At 68.2% G+C, this 23,105-nt stretch carries 24 protein-coding genes; 18 read left to right on the top strand and 6 right to left on the bottom strand.

Annotated features, from left to right (window positions below):
* Nucleotides 1–6 precede the first annotated feature (6 nt).
* From ACU5AX_RS09050 to ACU5AX_RS09020, 7 genes are read left to right on the top strand one after another with little or no spacing between them, the layout of a single operon-like run.
* The gene (locus tag ACU5AX_RS09050; protein WP_446690601.1) at nt 7–213 is read left to right on the top strand and encodes a hypothetical protein; all 207 of its coding nucleotides are present in this window, start codon (nt 7–9) and stop codon (nt 211–213) included.
* Between the two features lies 1 nt (nt 214).
* The gene (locus ACU5AX_RS09045) at nt 215–763 is read left to right on the top strand and encodes a lysozyme (protein WP_446690941.1); all 549 of its coding nucleotides are present in this window, start codon (nt 215–217) and stop codon (nt 761–763) included.
* Complete coding sequence (locus ACU5AX_RS09040) at nt 760–1,239, top strand: nucleotide exchange factor GrpE (RefSeq protein WP_446690600.1); 480 nt, start codon at nt 760–762, stop codon at nt 1,237–1,239. The genes ACU5AX_RS09045 and ACU5AX_RS09040 overlap by 4 nt, the downstream gene beginning before the upstream one ends.
* Nucleotides 1,229–1,501: a hypothetical protein gene (locus tag ACU5AX_RS09035; protein WP_446690599.1), complete on the top strand. Its 273-nt coding sequence runs from the start codon at nt 1,229–1,231 to the stop codon at nt 1,499–1,501. Before ACU5AX_RS09040 ends, ACU5AX_RS09035 begins: the two co-directional genes overlap by 11 nt.
* A gap of 10 nt (nt 1,502–1,511) precedes the next feature.
* A complete protein-coding gene (locus tag ACU5AX_RS09030) occupies nt 1,512–1,787 on the top strand; it encodes a spike base protein, RCAP_Rcc01079 family (RefSeq protein WP_446690598.1) in 276 nt (91 codons plus the stop codon).
* Entirely contained in the window at nt 1,787–1,939 is a 153-nt protein-coding gene (locus ACU5AX_RS09025; RefSeq protein ID WP_446690597.1) for a hypothetical protein, read from the top strand. Before ACU5AX_RS09030 ends, ACU5AX_RS09025 begins: the two co-directional genes overlap by 1 nt.
* Nucleotides 1,936–3,624 (top strand): SGNH/GDSL hydrolase family protein, encoded by a 1,689-nt coding sequence (locus ACU5AX_RS09020; protein WP_446690596.1) that lies wholly within the window; start codon nt 1,936–1,938, stop codon nt 3,622–3,624. The genes ACU5AX_RS09025 and ACU5AX_RS09020 overlap by 4 nt, the downstream gene beginning before the upstream one ends.
* A 206-nt stretch (nt 3,625–3,830) precedes the next feature.
* Here ACU5AX_RS09020 and ACU5AX_RS09015 read toward each other — a convergent pair whose 3' ends face one another.
* Nucleotides 3,831–4,112 carry a hypothetical protein gene (locus ACU5AX_RS09015; protein WP_446690595.1) on the bottom strand — a complete coding sequence of 94 codons (282 nt, stop codon included), beginning with the start codon at nt 4,110–4,112 and terminating at the stop codon, nt 3,831–3,833.
* A gap of 340 nt (nt 4,113–4,452) precedes the next feature.
* On the opposite strand from ACU5AX_RS09015, the gene ACU5AX_RS09010 reads away from it, so the two are divergent.
* A complete protein-coding gene (locus ACU5AX_RS09010) occupies nt 4,453–5,151 on the top strand; it encodes a Crp/Fnr family transcriptional regulator (RefSeq protein WP_446690594.1) in 699 nt (232 codons plus the stop codon).
* Nucleotides 5,152–5,664: 513 nt separating this feature from the next.
* On the opposite strand, the gene ACU5AX_RS09005 is transcribed toward ACU5AX_RS09010, so the two are convergent.
* Nucleotides 5,665–5,910, bottom strand: coding sequence for a DUF6894 family protein (locus tag ACU5AX_RS09005; RefSeq protein ID WP_446690593.1), 246 nt, complete (start codon nt 5,908–5,910; stop codon nt 5,665–5,667).
* Between the two features lie 122 nt (nt 5,911–6,032).
* Here ACU5AX_RS09005 and ACU5AX_RS09000 point away from each other — a divergent pair, with 122 nt between their 5' ends.
* Entirely contained in the window at nt 6,033–7,220 is a 1,188-nt protein-coding gene (locus ACU5AX_RS09000) for a tyrosine-type recombinase/integrase (protein WP_446690592.1), read from the top strand.
* A 27-nt stretch (nt 7,221–7,247) separates the two neighbouring features.
* On the opposite strand, the gene ACU5AX_RS08995 is transcribed toward ACU5AX_RS09000, so the two are convergent.
* From ACU5AX_RS08995 to ACU5AX_RS08985, 3 genes are all read right to left on the bottom strand, one after another.
* Nucleotides 7,248–7,463, bottom strand: a complete 216-nt coding sequence (locus tag ACU5AX_RS08995; protein ID WP_446690591.1) for a hypothetical protein — start codon at nt 7,461–7,463, stop codon at nt 7,248–7,250.
* A gap of 142 nt (nt 7,464–7,605) precedes the next feature.
* The gene (locus ACU5AX_RS08990) at nt 7,606–7,953 is read right to left on the bottom strand and encodes a hypothetical protein (protein WP_446690590.1); all 348 of its coding nucleotides are present in this window, start codon (nt 7,951–7,953) and stop codon (nt 7,606–7,608) included.
* A 272-nt stretch (nt 7,954–8,225) separates the two neighbouring features.
* Nucleotides 8,226–8,942 carry a hypothetical protein gene (locus ACU5AX_RS08985; protein WP_446690589.1) on the bottom strand — a complete coding sequence of 239 codons (717 nt, stop codon included), beginning with the start codon at nt 8,940–8,942 and terminating at the stop codon, nt 8,226–8,228.
* A 391-nt stretch (nt 8,943–9,333) separates the two neighbouring features.
* On the opposite strand from ACU5AX_RS08985, the gene ACU5AX_RS08980 reads away from it, so the two are divergent.
* Together ACU5AX_RS08980 and ACU5AX_RS08975 are read left to right on the top strand one after the other, a co-directional pair.
* On the top strand, nt 9,334–10,035 hold the full coding sequence (locus tag ACU5AX_RS08980; RefSeq protein ID WP_446690588.1) for a hypothetical protein: 702 nt from the start codon (nt 9,334–9,336) through the stop codon (nt 10,033–10,035).
* A 53-nt stretch (nt 10,036–10,088) separates the two neighbouring features.
* Nucleotides 10,089–10,985, top strand: coding sequence for an aldo/keto reductase (locus ACU5AX_RS08975; RefSeq protein WP_446690587.1), 897 nt, complete (start codon nt 10,089–10,091; stop codon nt 10,983–10,985).
* A gap of 22 nt (nt 10,986–11,007) precedes the next feature.
* On the opposite strand, the gene ACU5AX_RS08970 is transcribed toward ACU5AX_RS08975, so the two are convergent.
* Nucleotides 11,008–13,914 (bottom strand): PAS domain-containing protein, encoded by a 2,907-nt coding sequence (locus ACU5AX_RS08970; protein ID WP_446690586.1) that lies wholly within the window; start codon nt 13,912–13,914, stop codon nt 11,008–11,010.
* A gap of 183 nt (nt 13,915–14,097) precedes the next feature.
* Between ACU5AX_RS08970 and ACU5AX_RS08965 the strand changes: the two genes are divergently transcribed.
* From ACU5AX_RS08965 to ACU5AX_RS08935, 7 genes are all read left to right on the top strand, one after another.
* Nucleotides 14,098–14,946, top strand: a complete 849-nt coding sequence (locus ACU5AX_RS08965; RefSeq protein WP_446690940.1) for a TorF family putative porin — start codon at nt 14,098–14,100, stop codon at nt 14,944–14,946.
* A gap of 111 nt (nt 14,947–15,057) precedes the next feature.
* Nucleotides 15,058–15,147, top strand: coding sequence for a K(+)-transporting ATPase subunit F (gene kdpF, locus ACU5AX_RS08960; protein ID WP_198353560.1), 90 nt, complete (start codon nt 15,058–15,060; stop codon nt 15,145–15,147).
* Nucleotides 15,148–15,160: 13 nt separating this feature from the next.
* Entirely contained in the window at nt 15,161–16,864 is a 1,704-nt protein-coding gene (gene kdpA / locus ACU5AX_RS08955) for a potassium-transporting ATPase subunit KdpA (protein ID WP_446690585.1), read from the top strand.
* A gap of 133 nt (nt 16,865–16,997) precedes the next feature.
* Nucleotides 16,998–19,034 (top strand): potassium-transporting ATPase subunit KdpB, encoded by a 2,037-nt coding sequence (gene kdpB / locus ACU5AX_RS08950; protein WP_446690584.1) that lies wholly within the window; start codon nt 16,998–17,000, stop codon nt 19,032–19,034.
* Nucleotides 19,035–19,163: 129 nt separating this feature from the next.
* Entirely contained in the window at nt 19,164–19,739 is a 576-nt protein-coding gene (kdpC, locus tag ACU5AX_RS08945; protein WP_446690583.1) for a potassium-transporting ATPase subunit KdpC, read from the top strand.
* The gene (locus tag ACU5AX_RS08940) at nt 19,736–22,408 is read left to right on the top strand and encodes a DUF4118 domain-containing protein (protein WP_446690582.1); all 2,673 of its coding nucleotides are present in this window, start codon (nt 19,736–19,738) and stop codon (nt 22,406–22,408) included. The genes kdpC and ACU5AX_RS08940 overlap by 4 nt, the downstream gene beginning before the upstream one ends.
* The gene (locus ACU5AX_RS08935; RefSeq protein WP_446690581.1) at nt 22,409–23,095 is read left to right on the top strand and encodes a response regulator transcription factor; all 687 of its coding nucleotides are present in this window, start codon (nt 22,409–22,411) and stop codon (nt 23,093–23,095) included. It abuts the gene before it with no gap.
* Nucleotides 23,096–23,105: the final 10 nt, after the last annotated feature.

Raw genomic sequence — 23,105 nt, 5'->3', positions numbered from 1 at the left:
AACGCCATGACGCTCGAGGACATCCCCGGCGCGGCGAAATGGTCGTTCGACTTCGTGTCGATCGGCATTGTCGTCGGCACCGTCGCCCAGGCGCTGCCGGCGATCGCCGCGGCCGTGACCATCGTGTGGACCACGATCCGCATCTTCGAAACCGACACCGTCCGCAGCTTCCTGAGCCGCCGGCGTGCCCGAAAGGATCAGGACATTGGCTGACGTGAAGCAGCTCGCCGTGCGCGGGCTCGCCGGCATCCTCGGCTCGCTCGCCGGCGCCTCGCTGGTGATGACCGCGATTCCGGCCGAGGAGAGCGGCCGCAAGGTCGCTGTAACGATCGCGCCGGATGGCAAGGCGAGCGTCCGCCATATCTCCGGGCCGCAGTATCTGCGCGCCTACCTCGACGCCGTGAAGGTGCCGACCGCCTGCGACGGCATCACGAGCAATATCCGGATGGGGCAGACCTATACCGAGGCGCAGTGCGCGACGATGCTCGAGGCAGAGCTGTCTGACACCGCCAAGCACGTCGTCGCGTGCGTGCCCGGTCTCTACGGCCGGCCGAACCAGGCCGCTGCCTCGGTGATCCTGGCCTATAACATCGGCTGGCCGACCTTCTGCCGGTCGACGGCCGCGCGCCGCTTCAAGGCGGGCGCCTGGCGGCAGGGCTGCGATGCCTTCCTCTTCTACGATCGCGCCGGCGGCCGCGTGCTCCCCGGCCTGGCCGCACGCCGCAAGCGCGAGCGCCAGATCTGCCTGACGGGGCTCGCATGATGGGCGCGCTCAGTGCCATCCAGCGCGCGATCGGCGCCGGCCTCCTGGCCGCGCTGCTCCTCGCCCTGCTCTGGGGCGCCCGCGTCGACCACCTTCGCGCCGGCTACAAGGCGGCGCTGTCGAGGATCCTCGTCTCGATCGACCTCACCACCGGCCGCAAGGTCGACGTGGCCGCGGCGCCGGTGACGATCGAGGCGATCGGCGTGCTGCGCGATCGGTACCGCCTGGAGCGCAACGAGGCGCGCAGCGTCGTCGATCGCCAGACGGCCTCGATCAAGGCCGCCGGCGCCGAGACCGCGCGGCTCGCCGCGATCAGCGCTCGCGATCGCCAGCTCGCCGAGGCCACCGCCCGGGAACGCGACGTGTGGATCCAGCGCGCTCGCGATGCCGAAACCCGAACCCAACGTCGCTCGGCCGAAGCCGAGGTGGAGGAATGCAATGCGGTGCTCGATGCGCTCTATCACGATGGCTTCTAGCCTGCTGCTGCTCGCCGCCTGCGCCGGCCGCACGAAGGTCGAGCCCGAGATCCAGTACCGTGAAGCGGCCGTCGCCGTCGCCGTCGGCTGCGTCGTCGACCGACCGGCACCGGTAGCGCCGCTCAACCAGCAGGTGCCGGCGGCCGAATGGGCGGCGCGCGCGCCTGGTGCGAAGGCCCAGGCCATGCGCGCCCAGGCCGGCCGCCGCCTCAATTACGAGGATCGGCTCGCCGCTTCGACGGCCAGCTGCTCGCCACGCTGACGGGGGGATCATGGACGACCATTACAAGAACGTATTCAGCGGTGTCGGTGATCCTGGCACCGCCGCGGCCGAGATCATACCGAGCGACGGTACCGATCTCGATCAGATCCCCAAGGGGATCTACGTCGGTTCTGCCGGCGATATCGCGATGATCGGCGTCGGCGATCTCGCCGGCTCGACCGGCGTGATCTGGCGCAATGTCCCGGCCGGCGCGCTCATTCCTTATCGGCCGCGGCGGATCCTCGCCACCGGCACCACGGCCGCCGATCTGGTCGCGATCCGCTGATGCGCATCGCGATCGGCGTCAGCCTCGCGGCGCAGCGCGCCCGCACGATCGTCGGCCTCGCGCTCGGCGCGGCCGGCGCCATCCTCATCCCTCGCCGCTGGTCGGACGCCGACAGCTGGCAGGATAATCAGACTTGGAAGGACGCAGCATGACCGTGCTGACCACGATCCCCAACGGGGCATCGAATCGCGATATCCGCGACACCCTCAACAACGCGCTCGCCAACATTGCGATGCTGCTGGCGGCAGCTGGCGGCACCGGCGGCACCGGCGGTACGGGTGGCACCGGTGGTACGCCGACGCCGAGCCCGACGCCTCCGCCTGCCGCGGGCACGTTCGATCGCGATCTGACCGTCGTCGGCGACAGCCAGACGGTGAACGGCGGCAACCCGATCTATGCGATGCAGACGGATTATCCCGGCCGCAACATCACGGTCCTGGCGCAGACCGGCCGCAACCTTGGCACGCCCGACAATCTCAACGACGGCGGCAACACCGTCTACGGGCAGCTCGCCAACATCATCGCCCAGAAGGCGCGGATGTACATCATCCACGACGGTGCCAACACGCTCGGTTCCTACGGCTGGACGTCGGCACTGTGGATGGAGCGCATCCAGGACATCGCGCAGAAGATCAAAGCCGGCGTCGCCGGTACGTCCGTCTTCTGCGTCACGCCGCTGCCCAACGGGAACGCCTCGCAGGCGTCCGCCGGCTTCGAGCAGCAGCGCCAGGACGTGAACACGGGCCTGCGCGCGGCGATCGGCGGCTCCTGGCTGACCGGCATCCTGCCCTATGGTCAGCACCCGTTTCTGAGCGACACCACCGATGCGACCTACTTCCAGTCGGATCAGATCCACCTCAAGCAGGCCGCTTATGACGCGATGAAGCCGCAGCTCTACGCCGTGGTCAATGCGTTCCTCGCCGGCAGCAACGCCCTCGACCCGAGCGCCTTCTCGCTGACCGACCTCAACAACCGGGCGGCGTCGACCTCCTATACCTCGGAGGTTGTCGTCGTGTCCGGCCTTGGACCGGCGGTGACCGTCACCGCCTCCGTCGCCGGCGGCACGATGCAGGCGCGGCAGGGGGCCTTTGGTGCGGCCAACGTCGCAAAGATGGTCAACGGCGATGCCGCTCGCCTGCGGGCGACCACCGCCGCCACCAGCGGCACCGCGACCAATGTCGTGCTGTCGTTCGGCGCGACGTCCGACACCTGGACGCTGACGACGCAGGCGGCGGCCGGCAACCAGGTGACGCTGGCGACGTCGTCGGTTCCGTTCACGTCGAACCACAACTTCGACACGGCCCATACCTATGCCGCGGTGCCGTTCCCGGCAGGTCGCCCGCTGCTGCTGCTCGAAATGAACGGCGGCCAAGCGCCCTTCAGCGTCCAGATCAACGGAGCGGCGGCCCAGGTCGTGATCAGCGATGGCGGTCGCCTGGTGGCGCTCGGCGCGGCGGTGCTCGATGCCGGCAGCTATGACGTGAAGGTCACGACCGGCAATCCGGACAAGGCGTTCAATGCCGCGATCATGCACGCCGGTGCGATCACGAACGCCGCGGCCGGCAATCCGGTCGTTGGCACCGCATCGCTCGGCTACCAGTACCGCGGCGACGACGACCAGGCGGTCGGCCAGGCGATCGCTATCCCGACGTCGGGGCTCGCGGTCATCCTCTATTACAACGGCACCGCCGACTTCACGCTGCCGACCGGCTACACGCTCGCCCGCGACATGGGCGACGGCTGGTACTGGATCACGGCCACCGCCAGCGACACCTACCACATCAAGTCCAACGACTATGGCAACACCATGATGCTCGCGATGGGCTTCACGGCCTAGCACGGCCGGCGTCAGCGGTTTTCCGAGTCATAGCACGAGGATTTGAGGGTATCGCGGCGCGTTCGAGCGGGTATCGGCACGCCGCAACGGCCGAGAAATGCGTGCACAGGGCGGAGGAGGTCTCCGCCGCGAATGTCCGCTTTTGGGAGGAAAGCAGACGGTCCGCTTTCGAGCCGGATCGCTCGCAAGCAGCCAGTAGCACGACGCTATTCGAGTTGCCCGTTCACGCTCACAAGCGCATCCCATACGGGAAGCGTCTCACCCGTGTCGAAGTCCGACCACACGCTCGAAGCATCAACATACCTTGCAAGGAATGGGACAAGTTCATCGAAGGTGTCTTGGTAAGTGTCGCCATCCCGAAAGGCCCGATCGCTCGAGCTGTGGACATCCATTTGCCAGCCGAGCTGATCTCGGCCGACGACGACGAACTCCACGTCGGCGTTTGGCGAGGTCACCTTGAACCAACGCTCATTGAAGTGCAGCTTCATCTCTGCATCTTAACGGCCTAACGAATGTCCGCAATCGGGTGGTCGTTATCAGCAGCTTAATGGCCAGGCCTGGGCGAAAGCGGACGTCGGGTATCGCCGCAGCGCGAGCGGGTACCTAACCGCTAGTCTGCGGCTGAAAAGCGAAGGGAGGGCGGAGGGTGTCTCCGCCGCAAGCCAGCACACTGGGGTGATAGGAAGCTGACGGACCGCGACCGCTGTCTAGCCGGAAACTGGCTGATCATTGATGCGTGTCAATATGGCCGCTCCGGTCAAGGTATGATAGCTAGGCTGACTTATGTTGCAGGAGGGCGGCTTGGTAGGGGGAAGGTTTTTGGCTCGGATGCAGAACGTCGGGCTCATTGACAGTAAAGAAGCTGCGACACTGCTTACACTTCCTTGGTCAGTAATCCACGTACCGCGACAGAAAGACATCCTGCGGATTGGTGCCAGCCCCGAATATCTTTACTTTATTGAGGACGGTTGGGCGGCACGATATAGCATTCGTAGGGACGGCAGCCGCCGTATCACTGGCTTCATGTTACCCGGTGATTCCTGTTCCATCCATGCCATTGCTCGCGAGCCTCTCGATCACGCGATTATGGCGGTTACTGACTGCGAGGTGGCTCGCATCCCGGTTGACCTTGTTATTGCAGCGGCCGCAGAGTCGCCAGCATTCAGTGTTGCTCTGTGGAGAAGCAAGCTCATAGATGAAGCAACCCTTCGGGTATGGCTTACTAATTCGAAAGATGCACTTTGGTCGGTAGCGCATCTGATCTGTGAGCTACATGCTAGGCTTGACGCGATAGGCGAGGTGAGCGACGGTGCGTTCGTCTTGCCGGCAACTCAGGAACAGATTGGCGACGCGCTCAATCTCACGCCTGTTCACGTCAATCGGATGCTGAAGAAACTCCGAAGCGCGGGTCTTATTCAGGTGCGCGACTTCAAAGCGTTCATCCCTGATTTACAGGCGCTTCAGACGGCCTGCGCCTTTTCACCGAGCTACCTCCATTTGGGTGTGAGTACGCCGTCAAGGCATTGATCATTGACGATGCCAGCACCTTCTGGGGATTAAAGCTGGAGTGACCCGTCCCACGGTATCTCGCGTCCTATCGTGGGGTCAGGCCGTCCGTGATCGCAGCAAACCAACGGTAAGCGGGAGGCACTACTCCACTGCTGCTGATGTCACGCAGCGGAGCAGTATCAACATATCCGCCGTTTGAAGGGACGTAACGCATTGATAAGGATCAATGGCGCAGTTAGCCTAGGATGATGGAGAGAGCTAATTCCGCAAACCAACAGGAGTTGCTCGAACTCAAGCTTCAGGAGGCTCTAGAGCTTGCTGACAAGATCGAGCTTACTCTCGTCGCGGCTCTGATTGTAGAAACCCTCGACGCGCTGCCTGGACCCACCCACCTCATCTAGCCGGCCGCTGTTGGGGTATGGCAACGTCTGCCGCGCGTATCACTGTCGCGGCATCGGGGTGCAAAGGCCCTGTTACAGCACAGAAAATTTGCAGTAGGCAGAGGAAGTCTCCGCCCTCGTGAGGCAACCATCAGCTCGCACCTTCCGCTGCAGGCGAGATGGTAGCGACGAGATCTAGCCTTAGAAGCACAAGCCCATGGTGGTCGGCCACCTCGACCCGCCAGTCCGACAGGGCCCAAACATCGGCAGCCTCCTTGAGCGTAGCACCGGCAAGGATTGTAGCTTCGCGTCGAGCTTCGCTCAGGGATGATAACTCGATTCCGTCGTGGTCCATTTGAGCGGCCGGATTGAAAACGTTGAAGTGATATTTGGGCAAACTGCCCTCCGCTGAAGCGGCTGCACCGAGGCATCCGACAAAAGCAGTCCTCCTAGGATCCTGCGGTCGGAAGCGCTTTGATCCGCGTCAAATTCTCAACCGACAATCGATGAGGCGTGCGAATGCTGAACAACGCAGTCGTGAAAGCGGCGCGGCCGCGGGCGGCCGCCTACAAGCTCACTGACGCCGGCGGGCTGCACCTCTACGTCGCCCCGACGGGCCTCCGGTCGTGGCGCTGGCGCTTCCGCATTGATGGACGCGAGCAGCTGCTGACGATCGGCAGCTTTCCCGATGTTAGCCTCGACCAGGCGCGCAGCCGGCGCGACGGCGCAGCTGCTGCACGCGCTCGAGGCGAGGATCCACGCGCCGTTAGTACGGTCGGCGATATCGGCGGGCCGCGCACTTTCGAGGAGGAAGCCCGGCGTTGGTACCAGCACATGCTGCCGCGGTGGACTGAGGTGCATGCTGGAGACGTCCTGGCCAGCCTTGATCGCGATGTCTTCCCGGCAATCGGCGCGATGCCGATCGGCGCCATCACCCCGCCAGTGGTGTTGAACGCCATGCGTTCCGTCGAGCAGCGCGGCCGCCGCGAAACGGCGCGTCGCATCTGCCAGCGCATCTCGGCCGTCTTCCGGTTTGCAATCGCCGAGGGCATCGTGGACAACGATCCGGCTCAGCACGTCGGGCGCGCGTTGATGCCACCTCGACCGGCGCGGCGACAGCCGGCGCTGCTGCGTGCGGCCGAGGCACGCGAATTGCTGAACGCGGTCGATCAGTTGGGCGGCGCGGATATTATCAAAGCCGCGTCACGTTTCCTTGCCCTGACGGCTGTGCGTCTGGCGGCGGTGCGTGGCGCCTGCTGGGATGAGATTGAGGATCTGGACGGCGATGCGCCCCTGTGGCGCGTGCCTGCGGCCAGGATGAAGCTGGCACGTGCGAAGAAGGACGACGCGGCCAACGATCACCTGGTGCCGCTATCGCGCCAGGCAGCGCAGCTGCTCCGCAGCCTTCGGACAAGCTCCAACGATTCGGGCCTGATATTCGCCGGCCGCGCCGGCGGCCAAATGGGCGAGGCGGCGATCGGTGCGCTCTACGCTCGCGCCGGTTTCACAGGTCGCCACGTCCCACACGGCTGGCGTGCGACCTTCGCGACGGTGTTGAATGAGCTCCAGCCCGAGGCCCGCTCAGCGATCGACCGCGCGCTCGCGCATGCACCGAAGGACAAGGTGGAGGCGGCCTACAACCGGGCCGAGCTGCTCGAGCGCCGGCGCGATCTGTTTCAGGCGTGGGCGGACCAGCTCGATGCTTAAGTCCGCCAGCAGTGCTCTTGACGAAGCTCAGGCTTTGCGGGCTTGATCCTTCGGCTTTGTTGCAGCGTCTGCAGCCTCTTGCATGCGCTGCTGCCCGAAGGCTTCGGTAGCGGCATCGTGAAGCCTGTCAGAAGTCGAGACTGCCGCCATCGGCGTAAGGGCCACGGCCACCCCATCCGGGCCGTCGACGAGCACCCGGCCTTCCTCCGCTACCACGTCAGAGGGTTTGTTGTGGGTCACCATGTCGATCTCCTCAGCTGCTCAGCGCGCTGAGCGCGACAGTGTTCCGCGGTTATCAGGGCGGGGGGCGAAAGTGTCGATGGCTCACCCTCGGACACCACGCAGTGGCACCGTGCGCGTCGAGAAGTGTCCCTGGGTAAAAAGATCAGTCGGATGCCGATGGCGGATCTTCGGCCACGCCGCGTGCCGGATAGCGCTGCATCCAAGCGTCCAGGCGGTAGAGGTTGTGGGTCATGCCGACCAAGCCCTGGCCGACAAGCTCGTCGGCCGCCGCCCGGGCAACGCTGCGCAGCCCATCGTCGAGCGGTTCCAATTTCTCGCGCCGGCCGATCTCCCGCCCAGCAGCGACGGCGGCCGCCAGCAGCGTCTCGCGGTAGAGGCTCCAGTTTGACGGCCGCACGGCGTGCGCCCCGGCCAGAACCATGCGTGCGACGTCTTCATCGGTCAGGCTGATCCGAAACCCATTGCAGCGTTCCTCACGATCGTCGGTCATCAGCTCTTCCTTGAAAGGCGCCGCATGCGCGACGCCGGGGGCAGTTGGCGCGGTTCGTGCTCCTCCCCCCTAGGCAGCCCCGGGGCGGCGCAAGCCGCCACGCTCCGACAGCCGCGTCTGAGCGGTCGGGTCCGTGGGGTGTGCCGTTTCGGCAGGGGGGAGCACGAGGAGCGCATGGATCTGCCGGCGCAGATCCATTCTCACAGCGCATGGGCCCGCCTAAGCGGGTCCATTCCTTTTAATCTCACCCCTTGGGAGGGATACAGACCGCTTCATGAACTCGCGCTCTCGATCCGAGAGTAGAGGGAGGCGAGCGCCATCCCCAAGGGCGTCGCGGACGATTCAGGCGGCGGTGGAGGGCTGTCGGGTGGGGGGGCGGCCTTGGCAGCGGCATTTGCCTTCTTGCGCGCCAGGAGGTCGCGGAAGCGCATCCAGACGCCTTTGTGGCGGTCGCGCATGCGGGCGAAGCTGAAGAAATAGGCGTTCGACGTCTGCTTGCGCTGGGGCCCGGCTTGGCCCTTTGCCCCGACCCGAACGCTCCGTCGCACCCAATCGAGGAAGCCGTGCTCGCGCAGCCGCTTCAGCGCGCCCACGACGGCCGGTTTCGAAAGGCCGGTCCACTTCATGATCGTCAGCAGCTCGGGCTCCGATCGCCCGGTCTTGAAGTCGAGGGCCTTACGCACGATCGCCGTCAGCACCCGTATGCCGTTCGCCTGCAGCGGCCCGCGCGATCCCTTCTGCTTGTGAACGACGTCGAACTCCTCGGCCGTCTTCAGCAGCGCGTCGGCGAAGGCGAGGCCACCCTTTTTCGTGCCATCCTCGATCTTGCGCCACACCTGGGCGCGGCTGTCGTCGACGTCGTAACTGTCGCGACGGACATGGGGATCAGGACCGCGGGTCTTCCCCGTCATGCCGGCGGTGGCTTGCTTGATGATCTGGCGTGTCTGGCGCGCGATCGGTGCTGCGTCAGACGTAGAGGTAAACGACATCGTGTCGGCTCCCGTGCGGAGTCGATGGGCGCACGAAAGCGCCGGCTGAATCGCTGTGTTCAGCCGCGCGCTTACGTGATGGCGTTGGCGCGCGGAGCGCCTAAATGTCGGTGGGGGGCTTCGGCGCGACTTCGGCGTTCGCCAAAATCACGCACGGTTTTCCGCGAGTTTTCACGAGGTCAACGAGGGCGACGGAAGTCAGAAACCGGCGGAAAACCGCGCTACCGCCTTCGTTGACATCGCAGGGGTCGCAAGTTCCATCCTTGCCACGCCCACCATGCCAGTCGCTCCCTCCGCATCCATGCTTTCGTCAACGAAGCGCGGGCGGAGCGACTGGACCGCCGTTCCACTGTTGGTACGCTGGGCGACTGCCATATTGACGGGCGTCGCGATGCTGGCGGCACAGACGGTGTTCTCGCCTTTTCCCGCAGCGGCGGGCTATTACGCCCGTCACGCGCAGCTGATCTGGGATAAGGTTGCGGGATCGCCGGTTGGCGTGCGGCTGGTCTCACCCGATGGCCGTTCGCGCGTGCTTGCCCGGTATGACGAACGCCAGGGCGAGGATGGCGAAGTCACGTTGCGCATCCGCGGAGCCATCGGCGCTGGCGAGGTGTCTCTCGGCGCGGGTGTCGGCTCGGAGCTCCTCTGGTCGCCAACGTCGCGGGCCTTTGCCGTAACGACGAGCGATGGCGGGGCGAATGGGCCATTTCGCGTCCTGATCGTAGCCGGCGATCGTCGACGGCTACGCACGGTCGATCTGGCGCCGCTCGTCCATGCTGCATTCGGGCAGCCGACACTATGCGGCTGGCCCGAACGCCCAAACGTTGCGGTGATACGATGGCGGTCCGAAACGCGCTTGATCATCGTGGCGGAGATCGTCGCGCACAGTGATTGCGACAGCTTCGGGACGTTCGTGGCCTATGACGTCGACTGGCGCGCCCGCCGAATCCTCCGCACGTTCGATCAAATCACCGCGAAGCGCCTGTTCGGTCGCGCTCTGGGGGTGGAACTGCGGAGCGCGCCAGACGGGTGCATCCGGCGGCCGCGCAGGTGCTGGGTGTCGACAAATCATGATGAGCGCATGACGCGTTGATCCTGGAACGTCTGCGCTGGTCCCCGTGCGGTGTTGCCACTAGGGCTCGGCAGATGACCGATATCGCGCTGTCCCCCGCTCCCCGTCCGCTCGGCCGCAGCGGCATGCTTGTCTCGCCGATCGCCTGGGGCATGTGGCGGCTGGCGGGCGATGATATCAAGGCGGTGCGCGCGGCGATCGATGCGGCGCTGGGCGCGGGAATCACGCTGTTCGATACCGCCGACATCTATGGCGCGGATCAGCCGGCCGGTTTCGGTTCGGCAGAGATCCTGTTCGGCCGTGCGCTCGCCGAGGCGCCGGCGCTGCGCGACACGATGACGATCGCCACCAAGGGCGGCATCCGCCCCGGCATTCCTTATAATTCCAGCGCCACCTACCTGGCCGAGGCGCTCGACGCATCGCTGGCGCGGATTGGCATCGACCAGGTCGACCTCTACCAGATCCACCGCCGCGACCTGCTGGCGCATCCGCAGGAAGTGGCGGCGGCGCTCGATGCCATGGTGGCGAGGGGCAAGGTGCGCAGCATCGGCGTGTCGAACCACAGTGCGGCCGAACTCGATGCGCTGCAGACGTTCCTCGGCCAGCCGATCGTCAGCACCCAGCCGGAATTCAGCGCCCTGCACAGCGCGCCGCTGTTCGATGGTACGCTCGACCAGGCGATGGCCCGCGACATTGCGGTGCTCGCCTGGTCGCCGCTCGGCGGCGGCCGGCTGGCGGATGCGGCGCTGCCGGCGGCGGCGCTGCTCGCCGACCATGGCGCCCGCTACGGCGTCGACGCGGCGACGGCGGCGCTTGCCTGGGTGATGGCGCATCCGGCGCGCGTCATCCCGATCGTCGGGTCGCAGCAGCCGGCCCGGATCGCCGCCGCCGCCGGCGCCTATGCGGTGCGCTGGACGCGGACGGAATGGTACGCGGTGTTGCAGGCGGGCATGGGGCATGCGCTGCCGTGACCGGCGGGCCGGTGACGGACGATCAGACCGCGGTCGTCTCCGATACCGGCAGCGCGATGATGCAGTGGACGCCGTCGGCGGTCAGCGTGAAGCGCGTGTCGGCGTCGAGCTGATAGGGCAGGGCGCGCTCGATCAGGTCGCGACCCTGGCCGGCGCCGCCCTGTCCGGGCGGCGGCATCGTCACCCCCTGCTCCCGCCAGTCGATCGTCAGCCACGGCCGACCGTCGGCTTCCGGTGGCGTCCAATGCCAGCGGATCGTCAGCCGCGCCCCCGGCTGGCCGAGCGCGCCATATTTGACCGCATTGGTCGCCAGCTCGTGCAGCGCCAGCGCGAGCATCTGCACCGTCGACGAGCGCAGCCGGATCCCCGCAGGGCCGTCGAGCGTGACGCGGGCGGGATCGCCGCTCATCGCCTCCATCTCGCCGCGGATCAGCTGGTCGAAGCCGATCCGGTCGTGCTCGCCCAGCCGCGACAGCAGGCCGTGGACGCGGCTCAGCGCGGTCATCCGGTCTTCGAAGCGAGCGTGGAAATCAGCGAGGTCGCGACTGGCGTCCATCGCCTTGTGCGCGATCGAGCGGATCACCCCCATTAAATTGCGGGTGCGATGCTGCAGCTCGCCGACCAATGCGGTCTGACGGTTCTCCAGATCGCGCCGCTCGGTGGTGTCGACCATTGCGCCGACCATGCGCACCGCCGCGCCCGCGGCGTCGTAGACGAACTGGCCGCGTGCCGCCATCCAGCGCACCGTGCCGTCGGGATGGACGACGCGGAATTCGTGGACATATTCCTCGCCGCTCGTCATCGCGTGATGCAGCGCGGCCTCGGTCGCGGCGCGGTCGTCGGGATGCAGCCGCTGCGACCAGGTCTGGTAGCTCGGCGTCACCTCGCCGACGGCATAGCCTTCCATGCGGAAATGCTCGTCAGACCAGTGGATCGCACCGGTGGTGACGTCCCAGTCCCACAGGCCGACCTGACCGACCTCGACCGCGCTGCGCAGCCGTTCCTCGCTCTTGGCCAGCGCCGATTCCGTCCGCACCCGGGCCGCCGCCGCCCAGGTCCGCTCCGCCACCTCGTTGACCAGCTGTATATCGGCGGCGGTCCAGGATCGCGGCGCCCCGTGCTGAACGCCGAAATTGACCGTCTCCTCGCCATCGCGCAGCAGCGACACCAGGATCATGGCACGGGCGCCGCTGGCGATCAGCGCGGCGCGGCTGCGCTCGTCGAGCCGCGGATCGCCGGCGACGTCGGCGATCACCACGCGCTCGCCGCGGCGCAGCCAGTCGCTGATCCAGCCGCCGGCGCGCCGGTCATAGTCGACCCGGTCGGGCAGCGCCGCGCCGCGGCGGACGTGCTGGGCGCGGATCACCGCGGTGCGCGCGCCCGCCGGGCCGTCGATCTCACTGTAGAAGGTGCGGTCGACCGCCATCTGCTCGCCGAGCAGCCGCGCCGCATAGCGCAGCAGGTCGGTGGCGTCGGCAATCGACGCCAGCCCGTCGCTGAGCCGCAGCAGGAAGGCCTGCCGTTCCTGGCTGTCGCGCAGGATCTCCTCGGCGCGGCGGCGCTCGTCGACGTCGATATTCATGCCGACCCATTTCAGGATCGCGCCGTCGCGCGCGATCAGCGGCACCGCGCGCACGTTGGTCCAGCGCCAGCGGCCCTCTGCGGCGGACCATAAGCGGAATTCGGCGTTAAACTTGCCAACGTGCATGGCTTCGCGCCACTGCCGCTCGGCATAGCTGCGATCATCCGGATGGATCGCGTCGAGCCAGCCATAGCCCAGCCACGCCTCGCGGCTCTGCCCGGTATAGGCGCGCCAGCTCGGGCTGTCGGCAACGACGACGCCGGCGGGATCGGTTTCCCACACCGCCTGGGCGTGGCCCTCGACCAGCCCGCGGAAACGCTGTTCGCTCTGGTCCAGCCGCGCCGCGGCGATCGCGTCGCGCAGTTCGGCGACCTGGTGCTCGGCGCGTTTCAACTCGGTGATGTCGGTGGTCGTGGTGGCGACGCCGTCGCCCAGCTTGACCGCCGACTGGTAGAACCAGCCGTCGAACTGCTCATGCCTGTATCGTCGCTCGGACCGGTCCGGCACGCCGGTCTCGACCACCCGGCAGAAGGCTTCGAAGATGCCTTCGGCAATCACGCCGGGGTTGCAGTCGAGCAGGCGGCGACCGACCATGTCCTCGCCATAATAAGCGTCGGCGGTGCGGTTGTTGAGCACCCAGCGGAAGTCGACGATTGCGCCGCTGTCGTCGCGCACCGCCTCGAACAGCTGGATCATGTCCATCGAGGCGTCCAGCGTCGCCTGGACGCGGTCGCGGCTGGCCTTGAGCGCCAGTGACTGCCGATGCGCCCGGTTGAGCGAGACCACGACCTGATGCGCGACCGAGGCGAAGCGGGCGAGGCTGGCGAGCAGCCGCGCATCCTCGCCGTCGAAGCGACGCGTCGGATCGTCGTGCATCGCCCAGACGGTACCAATGGGGCGATTCTCGAACTCGAACGGCGACAGCAGCGCTTCGCTGACCGGCACCGGCGAGGGCGCCTCCGTCTGATAGACCCGGCCGGGGTCGCGCAGCAGCAGCGTCGTACCGCGCGCGATCACCTCGCCGCACGGGCTGTCCTCGCGCGGCAGCAGGCTGCCCTCGGCGGCGTCCAGCGCGCCGGCGGTGGCGACCCAGCGGAACTGGCCGTAGCGCCCGCCCGGCTCGAGCAGGCTGATCCCCGCCGACGCGGCGCCAGTCAGCCGCATCGCCGCCTGCGCCAGCCGGTCGAGCACGGTGTCGGGCGCGCTGGTCATCGCCGCGGCGAGTTCGGCGAGCGCGGCATTCTCGCCTGCATGGTCGGGCGCGCGGTGCGGTCGCTCTGCCAGTTCGGCGGTGATGTCGATCGAATCGACCGGCTTGCGGGGCATATCGTCGTCGATTCGAAGCATGGCCGCGGTGTCCCCGCTGGAGGGCAGTGGCCGCCACCATAAGCCGCTCGCCGCCCGTTTCACTATGCCATCTATATGCGAAAGCGGCGTTTCGCCCTCGCATTGCTACGCGGCCCGGGCCTAATCGGCTGGCCCTGGAGGCGCCGTCCGATGGTGGATGCGCGCTCCGACCATGGGGCCATGATGACACCGATCCTTCCCGTCGCCGCCGCCTTGCTGGCGATCCTGCCGGCCGCCGCCGCGGCCCAGAGCGACACCGCGCCGCCGCCCCCCGTCACCGTCAGCGGTTCGGCGGCGATCGTTTCCGATTATCGCTTCCGCGGCGTGTCGCAGAGCGACGACCATCCCGCGGTGCAGGCGGGCATCACGGTCGCGCACGCGAGCGGCCTGTACGTCGGTACCTGGGCGTCGAACCTCGCCGGCTGGGGTACGTTCGGCGGCGCCAACATGGAGCTCGACCTGATCGGCGGCTACAAGACCAAGGTCAGCCCGACCGGCACGCTCGACGTCGGCCTGACCTGGTACGTCTATCCGGGCGGCGCCAACAAGACCGACTTCGCCGAACCCTATGCCAAGCTGTCCGGCACGATCGGCCCCGCCAGCCTGCTCGCCGGCGTCGCCTATGCGCCGAAGCAGCAGGCGATCGGCAAATGGTACGACACCGGCGCGAGCGCGGCGGCCGGCGTCTACGACCATCCGGGCGCCAAGGGCGACAACCTCTACCTGTGGGGCGACGGCGCCTATGCGATCGCCGGCACGCCGTTCACCGCCAAGGCGCATGTCGGTCACAGCTGGGGCCAAAACGGTCTTGGCCCGAATGCCACCGCGGTGACGCCGACGGGGAGCTATTGGGACTGGTCACTCGGCGCGGACACGACCTACCGCAATCTGACGCTCGGCCTCGCCTGGGTCGACACCGACATCAGCCAGCGGCGCAGCGCCTATCTCCAGCCGAGCTTCAGCAAGGGTCAGGACGGCAGCGGCAGCATCGCCGGCAGCCGCCTGCTCGTGTCGCTGACCGCAGCCTTCTGACGACAGGAGCGACACGCATGGACGATCTGATCTGGATCCTCGTCATGGTCGGACTGGTGGCGGCGACGCTCGCCTACGCCCGGCTCTGCGATGCGGCCTGAGGAGGCAAGCATGACCATCGACCTGTGGCTGGCGGCGCTGACCGCGCTCGGCCTGCTCGTCTATCTGGTGGCGGTGCTGATCCGCCCCGAACGTTTCTAGAGGGGGCGGCATCATGACGCTGCAAGGATGGGCCCTGATCCTGGGCTTCGTCGCGATCCTGCTCGCGCTGACCAAACCGGTCGGCGCGTGGCTGTTCGCGCTGTACGAGGGGCGGCGCACGCCGCTCCACGCCGTGCTGTCGCCGGTCGAGCGCGGCTTCTACGCACTCGCCGGCATCGACCCGAATGCCGAGCAGGGCTGGCGCCGCTACGCGCTGCACATGCTGCTGTTCAACGTCGCGTTGATGGTGCTGACCTATGCGGTGCTGCGCCTGCAGGGCATGCTGCCCGGCAATCCGCAGGGGCTGGCGGGCTTGAGCCCGCATCTCGCGTTCAACACCGCGATCAGCTTCACCACCAATACCAACTGGCAGAGCTATGCCGGCGAATCGACGATGTCGAACTTCAGCCAGATGTTCGGCCTGACCATCCACAACTTCCTGTCGGCATCGACGGGCATCGCGCTCGCCTTCGCCTTCTTCCGCGGCTTCGCGCGGCGCGAGACCAAGAGCCTGGGCAATTTCTGGGCCGACATGACGCGCGTCACGCTCTACCTGCTGCTGCCGCTTTGCGTCGTCTACACCGTCTTCCTGATCGCCAGCGGCGTGCCGCAGACGATGGCGGGCGTGGTCAACGTCCAGACGCTGGAGGGGGCACGCCAGTCGATCCTGCTCGGCCCCGTCGCCAGCCAGGAAGCGATCAAGATGCTAGGCACCAACGGTGGCGGCTTCTTCAACGCCAACAGCGCGCATCCGTTCGAAAACCCGACCGCCCTGGTCGACTTCGTCCAGATGCTGTCGATCTTCCTGATCGGCTTCGGCCTGACCTGGTGTTTCGGCAAGGCGGTCGGCAACACGCGCCAGGGCTGGGCGATCCTGGCGGCGATGGTGATCCTGTTCCTGCTCGGCGCCGGCGTCGCCTATGGCGCCGAAGCCGCGGGCAATCCGATGCTCCATCACCTCGGCGTCGCCGGCGGCAACATGGAGGGCAAGGAGGTGCGCTTCGGCGTCGCCGCCAGTGCGCTGTTCGCGGCGGTCACCACCGCGGCCTCGTGCGGCGCGGTCAACGCCATGCACGACAGCTTCACCGCGCTGGGCGGCCTGATCCCGCTGTTCAACATGCAATTGGGCGAGGTCGTCATCGGCGGCGTCGGCGCGGGCATCTACGGCTTCCTGCTGTTCGCTATCCTCGCCGTGTTCGTCGCCGGCCTGATGGTCGGGCGCACGCCGGAATATGTCGGCAAGAAGATCGAGAGCAGGGAGGTCAAGCTCGCCGTGCTCGCCATCGCGGTGCTGCCGCTGATGATCCTCGGCCTCACCGCTTTGTCGTCGGTGACGGCGCAGGGGCTGGCCGGGCCGCTCAACAAGGGGCCGCACGGCTTCGGCGAGATCCTCTACGCCTTCACCTCCGCGGTCGCCAACAACGGTTCGGCCTTCGCCGGCCTGACCGCCAGCACGCCCTGGTACGACGGCCTGCTCGGGGTCGCGATGTGGGTCGGCCGCTTCTTCATCATCGTGCCGATGCTGGCGATCGCCGGCAGCCTGGCGGCGAAGAAGCACACGCCGGCCTCGGCGGGCTCGTTCCCGACCACCGGCGGCCTGTGGGTCGGCCTGCTCGTCGGCATCGTGCTGGTGCTGGGCGGCCTCACCTTCCTGCCGAGCCTCGCGCTCGGTCCCATCGCCGATCATCTCGCGATGGTGAAGGGGCAGTTGTTCTGATGTCCGCCGGCAACCTCATTCGTCACCCCGGACGTGTTCCGGGGTCCACCCTTCCACCCGCACCGCCGTCGCCCGTCGCACGGTGGACCCCGGAACGAGTCCGGGGTGACGGGTCCTTCGGAGTCGCGCGCTGATGGCTCAGACCGCATCCAAATCCCTGTTCACCGCGGACCTGATGGTCCCGGCGATCAAGGCCTCGTTCCTCAAGCTCTCCCCGCGCGAACTGATCCGCAACCCGGTGATGTTCGTGACCGCCAGCGTCGCGGCGCTGCTCACCGTGCTGCTGGTCGTCGGCCACGACGGTCTCGGCGTCGGCTTCAAGCTCCAGCTCGTCGTCTGGCTGTGGCTGACCGTGCTGTTCGGCACCTTCGCCGAGGCGCTGGCGGAAGGCCGCGGCAAGGCGCAGGCGGCGAGTCTGCGCGACACCAAGGCGGAATTGCGCGCCAAGCTGCTGACCGGAGTCGGCGACACTTGGGAACTCGTCCCCGCCACCCGCCTCGCCAAGGGCGACGTGGTGCTGGTCGAGACCGGCGACCTGATCCCGTCCGACGGCGAGGTGATCGCCGGCGTCGCGAGCGTCAACGAGGCGGCGATCACCGGCGAAAGCGCGCCGGTAATCCGCGAGGCGGGTGGCGATCGCTCGGCGGTCACCGCCGGCACCCGCGTCATCTCCGACTCGATCCGGGTGCAGGTGACGGTCAATCCGGGTCAGGGCTTTCTCGACCGGATGATCGCGCTGGTCGAGGGCGCCGAGCGGCAGAAGACGCCGAACGAGATCGCGCTGACCATCCTGCTCGTCGGGCTGACGATCATCTTCCTGATCGCGGTCGGCACCATCCCCGCCTTCGCCACCTATGCCGGCGGCAGCATCCCGGTCGCGATCCTCGCGGCGCTGCTGATCACGCTGATCCCGACGACGATCGCGGCGCTGCTCTCGGCGATCGGCATCGCCGGCATGGACCGGCTGGTGCGGTTCAACGTGCTCGCCAAATCGGGCCGTGCGGTCGAGGCGGCGGGCGACGTCGACGTGCTGCTGCTCGACAAGACCGGCACGATCACGATCGGCGATCGCCAGGCGAGCGAATTCCGCAGCGTCGGCGGCGCCACCCCCGATGCGCTGGCCGACGCCGCACTGATGGCCAGCCTCGCCGACGAGACGCCGGAGGGCCGCTCGATCGTCGCGCTTGCCCGCGACCGCTTCGGTGCCGCCATTACGCGTCTACCCGACGGGGCGGAGGTGATCCCGTTCACCGCGCAGACGCGTATCTCGGGCGTCCGCATCGGCGACCGGCTGATCCAGAAGGGCGCGGTCGATTCGATCCTGCGCGCCAATCCGGGCGTCGGCGAGACGGCGGCGGCGACCGAGCTTCGCCGCATCACCGACGAGATCGCCCGCGCCGGCGGCACGCCGCTGGCGGTGGCGGAGGATGGCCGGCTCTTGGGCGCGATCTTCCTCAAGGACGTGGTCAAGGCGGGGATTCGCGAACGGTTCGGCGAACTGCGCCGGATGGGCATCCGCACGGTGATGATCACCGGCGACAACCCGCTGACCGCGGCGGCGATCGCGGCGGAGGCGGGGGTCGACGATTTCCTCGCCCAGGCGACGCCGGAGGACAAGCTGGCGCTGATCCGGTCGGAGCAGCAGGGCGGCAAGCTGGTCGCGATGTGCGGCGACGGCACCAACGACGCGCCCGCTCTGGCCCAGGCCGACGTCGGTGTGGCGATGAACACCGGCACGCAGGCGGCGCGCGAGGCGGGCAACATGGTCGATCTCGACAGCGATCCGACCAAGCTGATCGAGGTCGTCGGCCTCGGCAAGCAGCTGCTGATGACCCGCGGTGCGCTGACCACCTTCTCGGTCGCCAACGACGTCGCCAAATATTTCGCGATCATCCCGGCGATGTTCGTCGCGCTCTATCCGGGCCTCGGCGTGCTCAACGTGATGGGGCTCGGCACGCCGCAGTCGGCGATCCTCAGCGCGATCATCTTCAATGCGCTGATCATCCCCTTGCTCGTGCCGCTGGCGCTGAAGGGCGTCGCCTACAAGCCGATGGGGGCGGGGCCGCTGCTCGCGCGCAACCTCGCCATCTACGGCCTCGGTGGCCTCGTCGCCCCGTTCGTCGGGATCAAGATCATCGACGTCGCGGTCACCGGCCTCGGCCTGGCGTGACACCGAGAAGCCCCTCCCCTTCAGGGGAGGGGTTGGGGTGGGGCGTCGCCACAGGCGCCGCGTCCGCGGACAGGCCCCACCCCCTTACCCCTCCCCTGAAGGGGAGGGGCTTTGCAGAGGAACGGTACAATGAACCAAGACATCACCTCCGCCCTGCGGCCTGCGATCGTCATGACGATCCTGTTCGCGATCCTGCTCGGACTGGTCTATCCCTTCGCCATGACCGGCATCGGACAGGCGATCTTTCCCGCCCAGGCGAACGGCAGCCTGGTGCGCGATGCGTCCGGCCGCGTGATCGGTTCGACCGTCGTCGGCCAGGCGTTCACCAGCGACCGCTATTTCCAGACGCGCCCGTCCGCCGCCGGCAAGGGCTATGACGGCCTTGCCTCGTCGGGCTCCAACCTCGGTCCGACCGCGCGCGTGCTGATCGACCGGGTCAAGGCGGACGTCGCGAAACGCCGGGCGGAAGGGATGACCGGGCCGCTGCCCGCCGATCTCGTCACCGCCAGCGGCTCGGGTCTCGACCCCGATCTGTCGCCGGAGGCCGCACTGGCGCAGGCACCCCGCATCGCCCGCGTCCGCGGCCTGCCGGTCGCGACCGTCCGCAGCCTCGTCACGCGCGCGACCGAGGATTCGGTGTTCGGCGACCCCCACGTCAACGTCCTTGCCCTCAATCGCGCGCTGGACGCTGCCGCGCGCCGATGACGGCGGGCGAGCGTCCCGATCCCGATGCCCTACTGCGCGCCGCCGCGCAGGAGGGGCGCGGCCGCCTGAAGATCTTCCTCGGCGCCGCGCCGGGGGTCGGCAAGACGTTCGAGATGCTGTCCGAAGGCGCGGCGCGGCGGCGCGACGGCGTGGATGTCGTCGTCGCGGTGGTCGAGACGCACGGCCGCGTCGAGACCGAGGCGCTGGTCCGCGGCCAGGAGGTGCTGCCGCGCCGCGCCGTCCCCTATGAGGGGCGCACGCTGCACGAGATGGACCTCGACGCCGTCCTCGCCCGCAGCCCCCGGCTGGCGCTGGTCGACGAGCTGGCGCACACCAATGCGCCCGGCAGCCGTCATCCCAAACGCTATCAGGATGTCGAGGAACTGCTCGCCGCCGGGATCGACGTCTATACCACGGTCAACATCCAGCACGTCGAGAGCCTCAACGACGTCGTCGCCAGCTTCACCCGCGTCCGCGTCCGCGAGACGGTGCCCGACCGCATCCTCGAGGCGGCGGAGATCGAGGTCGTCGACATCCCGCCCGACGAGCTGATCGAGCGGCTGAAGGCGGGCAAGGTCTATCTGCCGCAGGAAGCGACGCGGGCGCTGTCGCATTTCTTCTCCAAGTCCAATCTGTCGGCGTTGCGCGAACTGGCGCTGCGCCGCGCCGCGCAGGCGGTCGACGCGCAGATGCTCGACCATGTCCGCTCGCTCGGCGTCGGCGGCACCTGGGCAGGCGGCGAGCGGCTGGTCGTCGCGGTCAGCGAATTCCCCGGTGCCGACGAACTGGTCCGCGCCGCGAAGCGCGCCGCCGACGCGCTGCGCGCACCCTGGACGGCACTGTTCATCGACACGCCGCGCACCGCGCAATTCGGCGAGGGGCAGCACCGCCGCCTCGCCCAGACGATGACGCTGGCGACCCAGCTCGGTGCGGCGGTGGCGACGGTGCCGGCACCCAATGTTGTCGAGGGAATCCGCGGCTTCCTCGCCGATGCGCGCGCGACGCAACTGGTCGTCGGCAAATCGAAGCGCTCGCGCTGGTTCGAGCTGCGCCACGGCTCGGTGGTCGACCGGCTGGTCCGCGAGACGCCCGGCGTCACCGTCCACGTCCTGCCCGTCGAGGAGGCGCCGGCACCGCGCGAACGCGTCGCCAGGCGCGGCGCCTGGGGCTCGCCGACCGGCTATCTCGCGACGCTGGCGCTGGTCGCGGCGGTCACCGCGGCGGCGAGCGCGCTGTTCCACGTCCTCAACCTCGGCAATGTCGCCTTGCTCTACCTGCTGCCGGTGATGGCGGCGGCGAGCCTCTATGGCCTGCGCACCGGCCTGTTCGCCGGCCTCGCCTCCAGCCTCGCCTATAATTTCTTCTTCCTGCCGCCGGTCGGCACGCTCAGCGTCAGCAATCCCGAGAATGTCGTGTCGATCTTCGTGCTGCTCGGCGTCGCCATCGCCACCAGCCAGCTGACCGCGCGGGTGCGTGCGCAGGCCGATCTCGCCGCGGCGAGCGCGCGCGCCAATGCGACGCTCGCCGGCTTCCTCCACCGCTTGGGCGGGATCAACGACCCGGCGGAGGCGGCGCGGGTGATCTGTGAGGATATCCGCCGCCTGTTCGACGTGCAGGTCGTGCTGCTCGCGCCCGCGCCGGGCGGCGGCGTCGCGGTGCAGGCGGCGACGCGGTCCGACTACAGCCTGCAGACGATGGACATGGCCGCCGCCAATTGGGCGTTCGACACGGGCAATCCGGCGGGCAAGGGATCGGCGACGCTCGCCGCCTCGGAATGGCTGTTCCAGCCGCTGAAAGCCGGCGAGCGGACGCTGGCGGTGCTTGGCCTCGCCAGCGAGAGCGGCGGCGATCCGGTCCGCGCCGACCGGCTGCCCCTGCTCACCGGCCTGATCGACCAGGCGGCGCTGGTGCTCGAGCGGCTGCGGCTGGAGGCGGAGATCCGCGACGTCGACGCGGTGCGCACCCGCGACCGGCTGCGTGCGGCCTTGCTGTCCTCGGTCAGCCACGACCTGCGCACGCCGCTGACCGCGGTGATGGCTGCGGCCGCCGAACTGCGCCGCGGCGCCGCCGCCGACCAGCAGGGCGAACTGGTCGCGACGATCGAGGGCGAGGCGGCGCGGCTCAACCGCTTTGTCGCCAATCTGCTCGACATGGCGCGGGTCGAGGCGGGGGCGCTCAAGCTCAAGGTCGAGGCGATCGACCTCAGCGATGCGGTCACCGGCGCCGCCCACGATGCGCGCCGCGCGCTGGAGGGGCATGCGGTGCGCCTCGACGTGCCGCCCGACCTGCCTTTGGTCCGCGCCGATCCGCAACTGCTCCACCATTGCCTGCTCAACCTGCTCGACAATGCCGGCCGCTATGCCGATCCGGACACGGAGATCGTCGTCGAGGGCCGCCACCGCCATGGGAGCCTGCGCCTCGCCGTGCTCGACCGTGGCCCCGGCCTGCCGCCGGGCCGCGAGGCGGAGGTGTTCGAGACGTTCCGCCGGCTCGAAGGGTCGGATCGCGCGATCCACGGCACCGGCCTCGGCCTTGCCATCGTCAAGGCGTTCGCGGAAAGCATGGGGATGAGCGTCGAGGCAAGCAACCGGACGGACGAGCGCGGCGCCGCCTTCACCCTGATCTTCCCGCACGCGCTGATCGTGCGCGATGGCGGCGGCGGGCTGTAGATGGCCGCCAAGGTCCTCATCGTCGACGACGAGGTCGCGATCCGCCGCCTGCTGCGCAACACGCTGGAACGCGCCGGCCATCAGGTGGTCGAGGCGCGCGACGGCCGCGATGCGCTCGCCCTCGCGGCGGCTGAGCATCCCGATGCGGTGCTGCTCGACCTCGGCCTGCCCGATCGCGACGGCCTGGGGCTGGTGCCGCTGCTCCGGGGCGACGGGCAGCGGGTGGTGCTGGTCGTCTCGGCGCGCGATGCCACCGAGGAAAAGGTCGCCGCGCTCGACCTCGGCGCTGACGATTACGTCACCAAGCCGTTCGACACCGACGAACTGCTCGCCCGCCTGCGCGTCGCGCTGCGCCATCGCGGCAGCGGCAGCGCGGCGGCGCCGATCGTCCATGCCGGCGAGCTGGCGATCGACCTCGACCGCCGCCGCGTCACCCGCGCCGGCGAAGAGCTGCACCTGACGCGCAAGGAATATGACGTGCTCGCGCTGCTCGCCCAGCACGTCGGCCGCGTCGTCACCCACGATCGCATCATCGCCGCCGCCTGGGGCGGGGACGAGGACCCGCGCATCGAATATCTGCGCATCGTCGTGCGCAATCTGCGCGGCAAGCTGGAGGCGCCCCTGCCGGTCGGCAGCGTCATCGCCAACGAACTCGGCGTCGGCTACCGGCTGCGCGGCGAGGGCTAGGGGCGCCCGA

It is taken from the genome of Sphingomonas benefaciens, from assembly GCF_052907485.1.
The sequence above is the reverse complement of the archived record's forward strand: the minus strand, read 5'-3'. Positions and strand labels throughout refer to the sequence as shown.

What these genes read in the sequence shown, in the direction of transcription:
- ACU5AX_RS09050 (WP_446690601.1), top strand. Translation starts at nt 7, where the DNA reads ATGACGCTCGAGGACATCCCCGGCGCGGCGAAATGGTCGTTCGACTTC.
- ACU5AX_RS09040 (WP_446690600.1), top strand. Translation starts at nt 760, where the DNA reads ATGATGGGCGCGCTCAGTGCCATCCAGCGCGCGATCGGCGCCGGCCTC.
- ACU5AX_RS09035 (WP_446690599.1), top strand. Translation starts at nt 1,229, where the DNA reads ATGGCTTCTAGCCTGCTGCTGCTCGCCGCCTGCGCCGGCCGCACGAAG.
- ACU5AX_RS09030 (WP_446690598.1), top strand. Translation starts at nt 1,512, where the DNA reads ATGGACGACCATTACAAGAACGTATTCAGCGGTGTCGGTGATCCTGGC.
- ACU5AX_RS09025 (WP_446690597.1), top strand. Translation starts at nt 1,787, where the DNA reads ATGCGCATCGCGATCGGCGTCAGCCTCGCGGCGCAGCGCGCCCGCACG.
- ACU5AX_RS09020 (WP_446690596.1), top strand. Translation starts at nt 1,936, where the DNA reads ATGACCGTGCTGACCACGATCCCCAACGGGGCATCGAATCGCGATATC.
- ACU5AX_RS09015 (WP_446690595.1), bottom strand. Translation starts at nt 4,112, where the DNA reads ATGAAGCTGCACTTCAATGAGCGTTGGTTCAAGGTGACCTCGCCAAAC.
- ACU5AX_RS09010 (WP_446690594.1), top strand. Translation starts at nt 4,453, where the DNA reads ATGCAGAACGTCGGGCTCATTGACAGTAAAGAAGCTGCGACACTGCTT.
- ACU5AX_RS09000 (WP_446690592.1), top strand. Translation starts at nt 6,033, where the DNA reads ATGCTGAACAACGCAGTCGTGAAAGCGGCGCGGCCGCGGGCGGCCGCC.
- ACU5AX_RS08995 (WP_446690591.1), bottom strand. Translation starts at nt 7,463, where the DNA reads ATGGTGACCCACAACAAACCCTCTGACGTGGTAGCGGAGGAAGGCCGG.
- ACU5AX_RS08990 (WP_446690590.1), bottom strand. Translation starts at nt 7,953, where the DNA reads ATGACCGACGATCGTGAGGAACGCTGCAATGGGTTTCGGATCAGCCTG.
- ACU5AX_RS08985 (WP_446690589.1), bottom strand. Translation starts at nt 8,942, where the DNA reads ATGTCGTTTACCTCTACGTCTGACGCAGCACCGATCGCGCGCCAGACA.
- ACU5AX_RS08980 (WP_446690588.1), top strand. Translation starts at nt 9,334, where the DNA reads ATGCTGGCGGCACAGACGGTGTTCTCGCCTTTTCCCGCAGCGGCGGGC.
- ACU5AX_RS08975 (WP_446690587.1), top strand. Translation starts at nt 10,089, where the DNA reads ATGACCGATATCGCGCTGTCCCCCGCTCCCCGTCCGCTCGGCCGCAGC.
- ACU5AX_RS08970 (WP_446690586.1), bottom strand. Translation starts at nt 13,914, where the DNA reads ATGCTTCGAATCGACGACGATATGCCCCGCAAGCCGGTCGATTCGATC.
- ACU5AX_RS08965 (WP_446690940.1), top strand. Translation starts at nt 14,098, where the DNA reads ATGACACCGATCCTTCCCGTCGCCGCCGCCTTGCTGGCGATCCTGCCG.
- kdpF (WP_198353560.1), top strand. Translation starts at nt 15,058, where the DNA reads ATGACCATCGACCTGTGGCTGGCGGCGCTGACCGCGCTCGGCCTGCTC.
- kdpA (WP_446690585.1), top strand. Translation starts at nt 15,161, where the DNA reads ATGACGCTGCAAGGATGGGCCCTGATCCTGGGCTTCGTCGCGATCCTG.
- kdpB (WP_446690584.1), top strand. Translation starts at nt 16,998, where the DNA reads ATGGCTCAGACCGCATCCAAATCCCTGTTCACCGCGGACCTGATGGTC.
- kdpC (WP_446690583.1), top strand. Translation starts at nt 19,164, where the DNA reads ATGAACCAAGACATCACCTCCGCCCTGCGGCCTGCGATCGTCATGACG.
- ACU5AX_RS08940 (WP_446690582.1), top strand. Translation starts at nt 19,736, where the DNA reads ATGACGGCGGGCGAGCGTCCCGATCCCGATGCCCTACTGCGCGCCGCC.
- ACU5AX_RS08935 (WP_446690581.1), top strand. Translation starts at nt 22,409, where the DNA reads ATGGCCGCCAAGGTCCTCATCGTCGACGACGAGGTCGCGATCCGCCGC.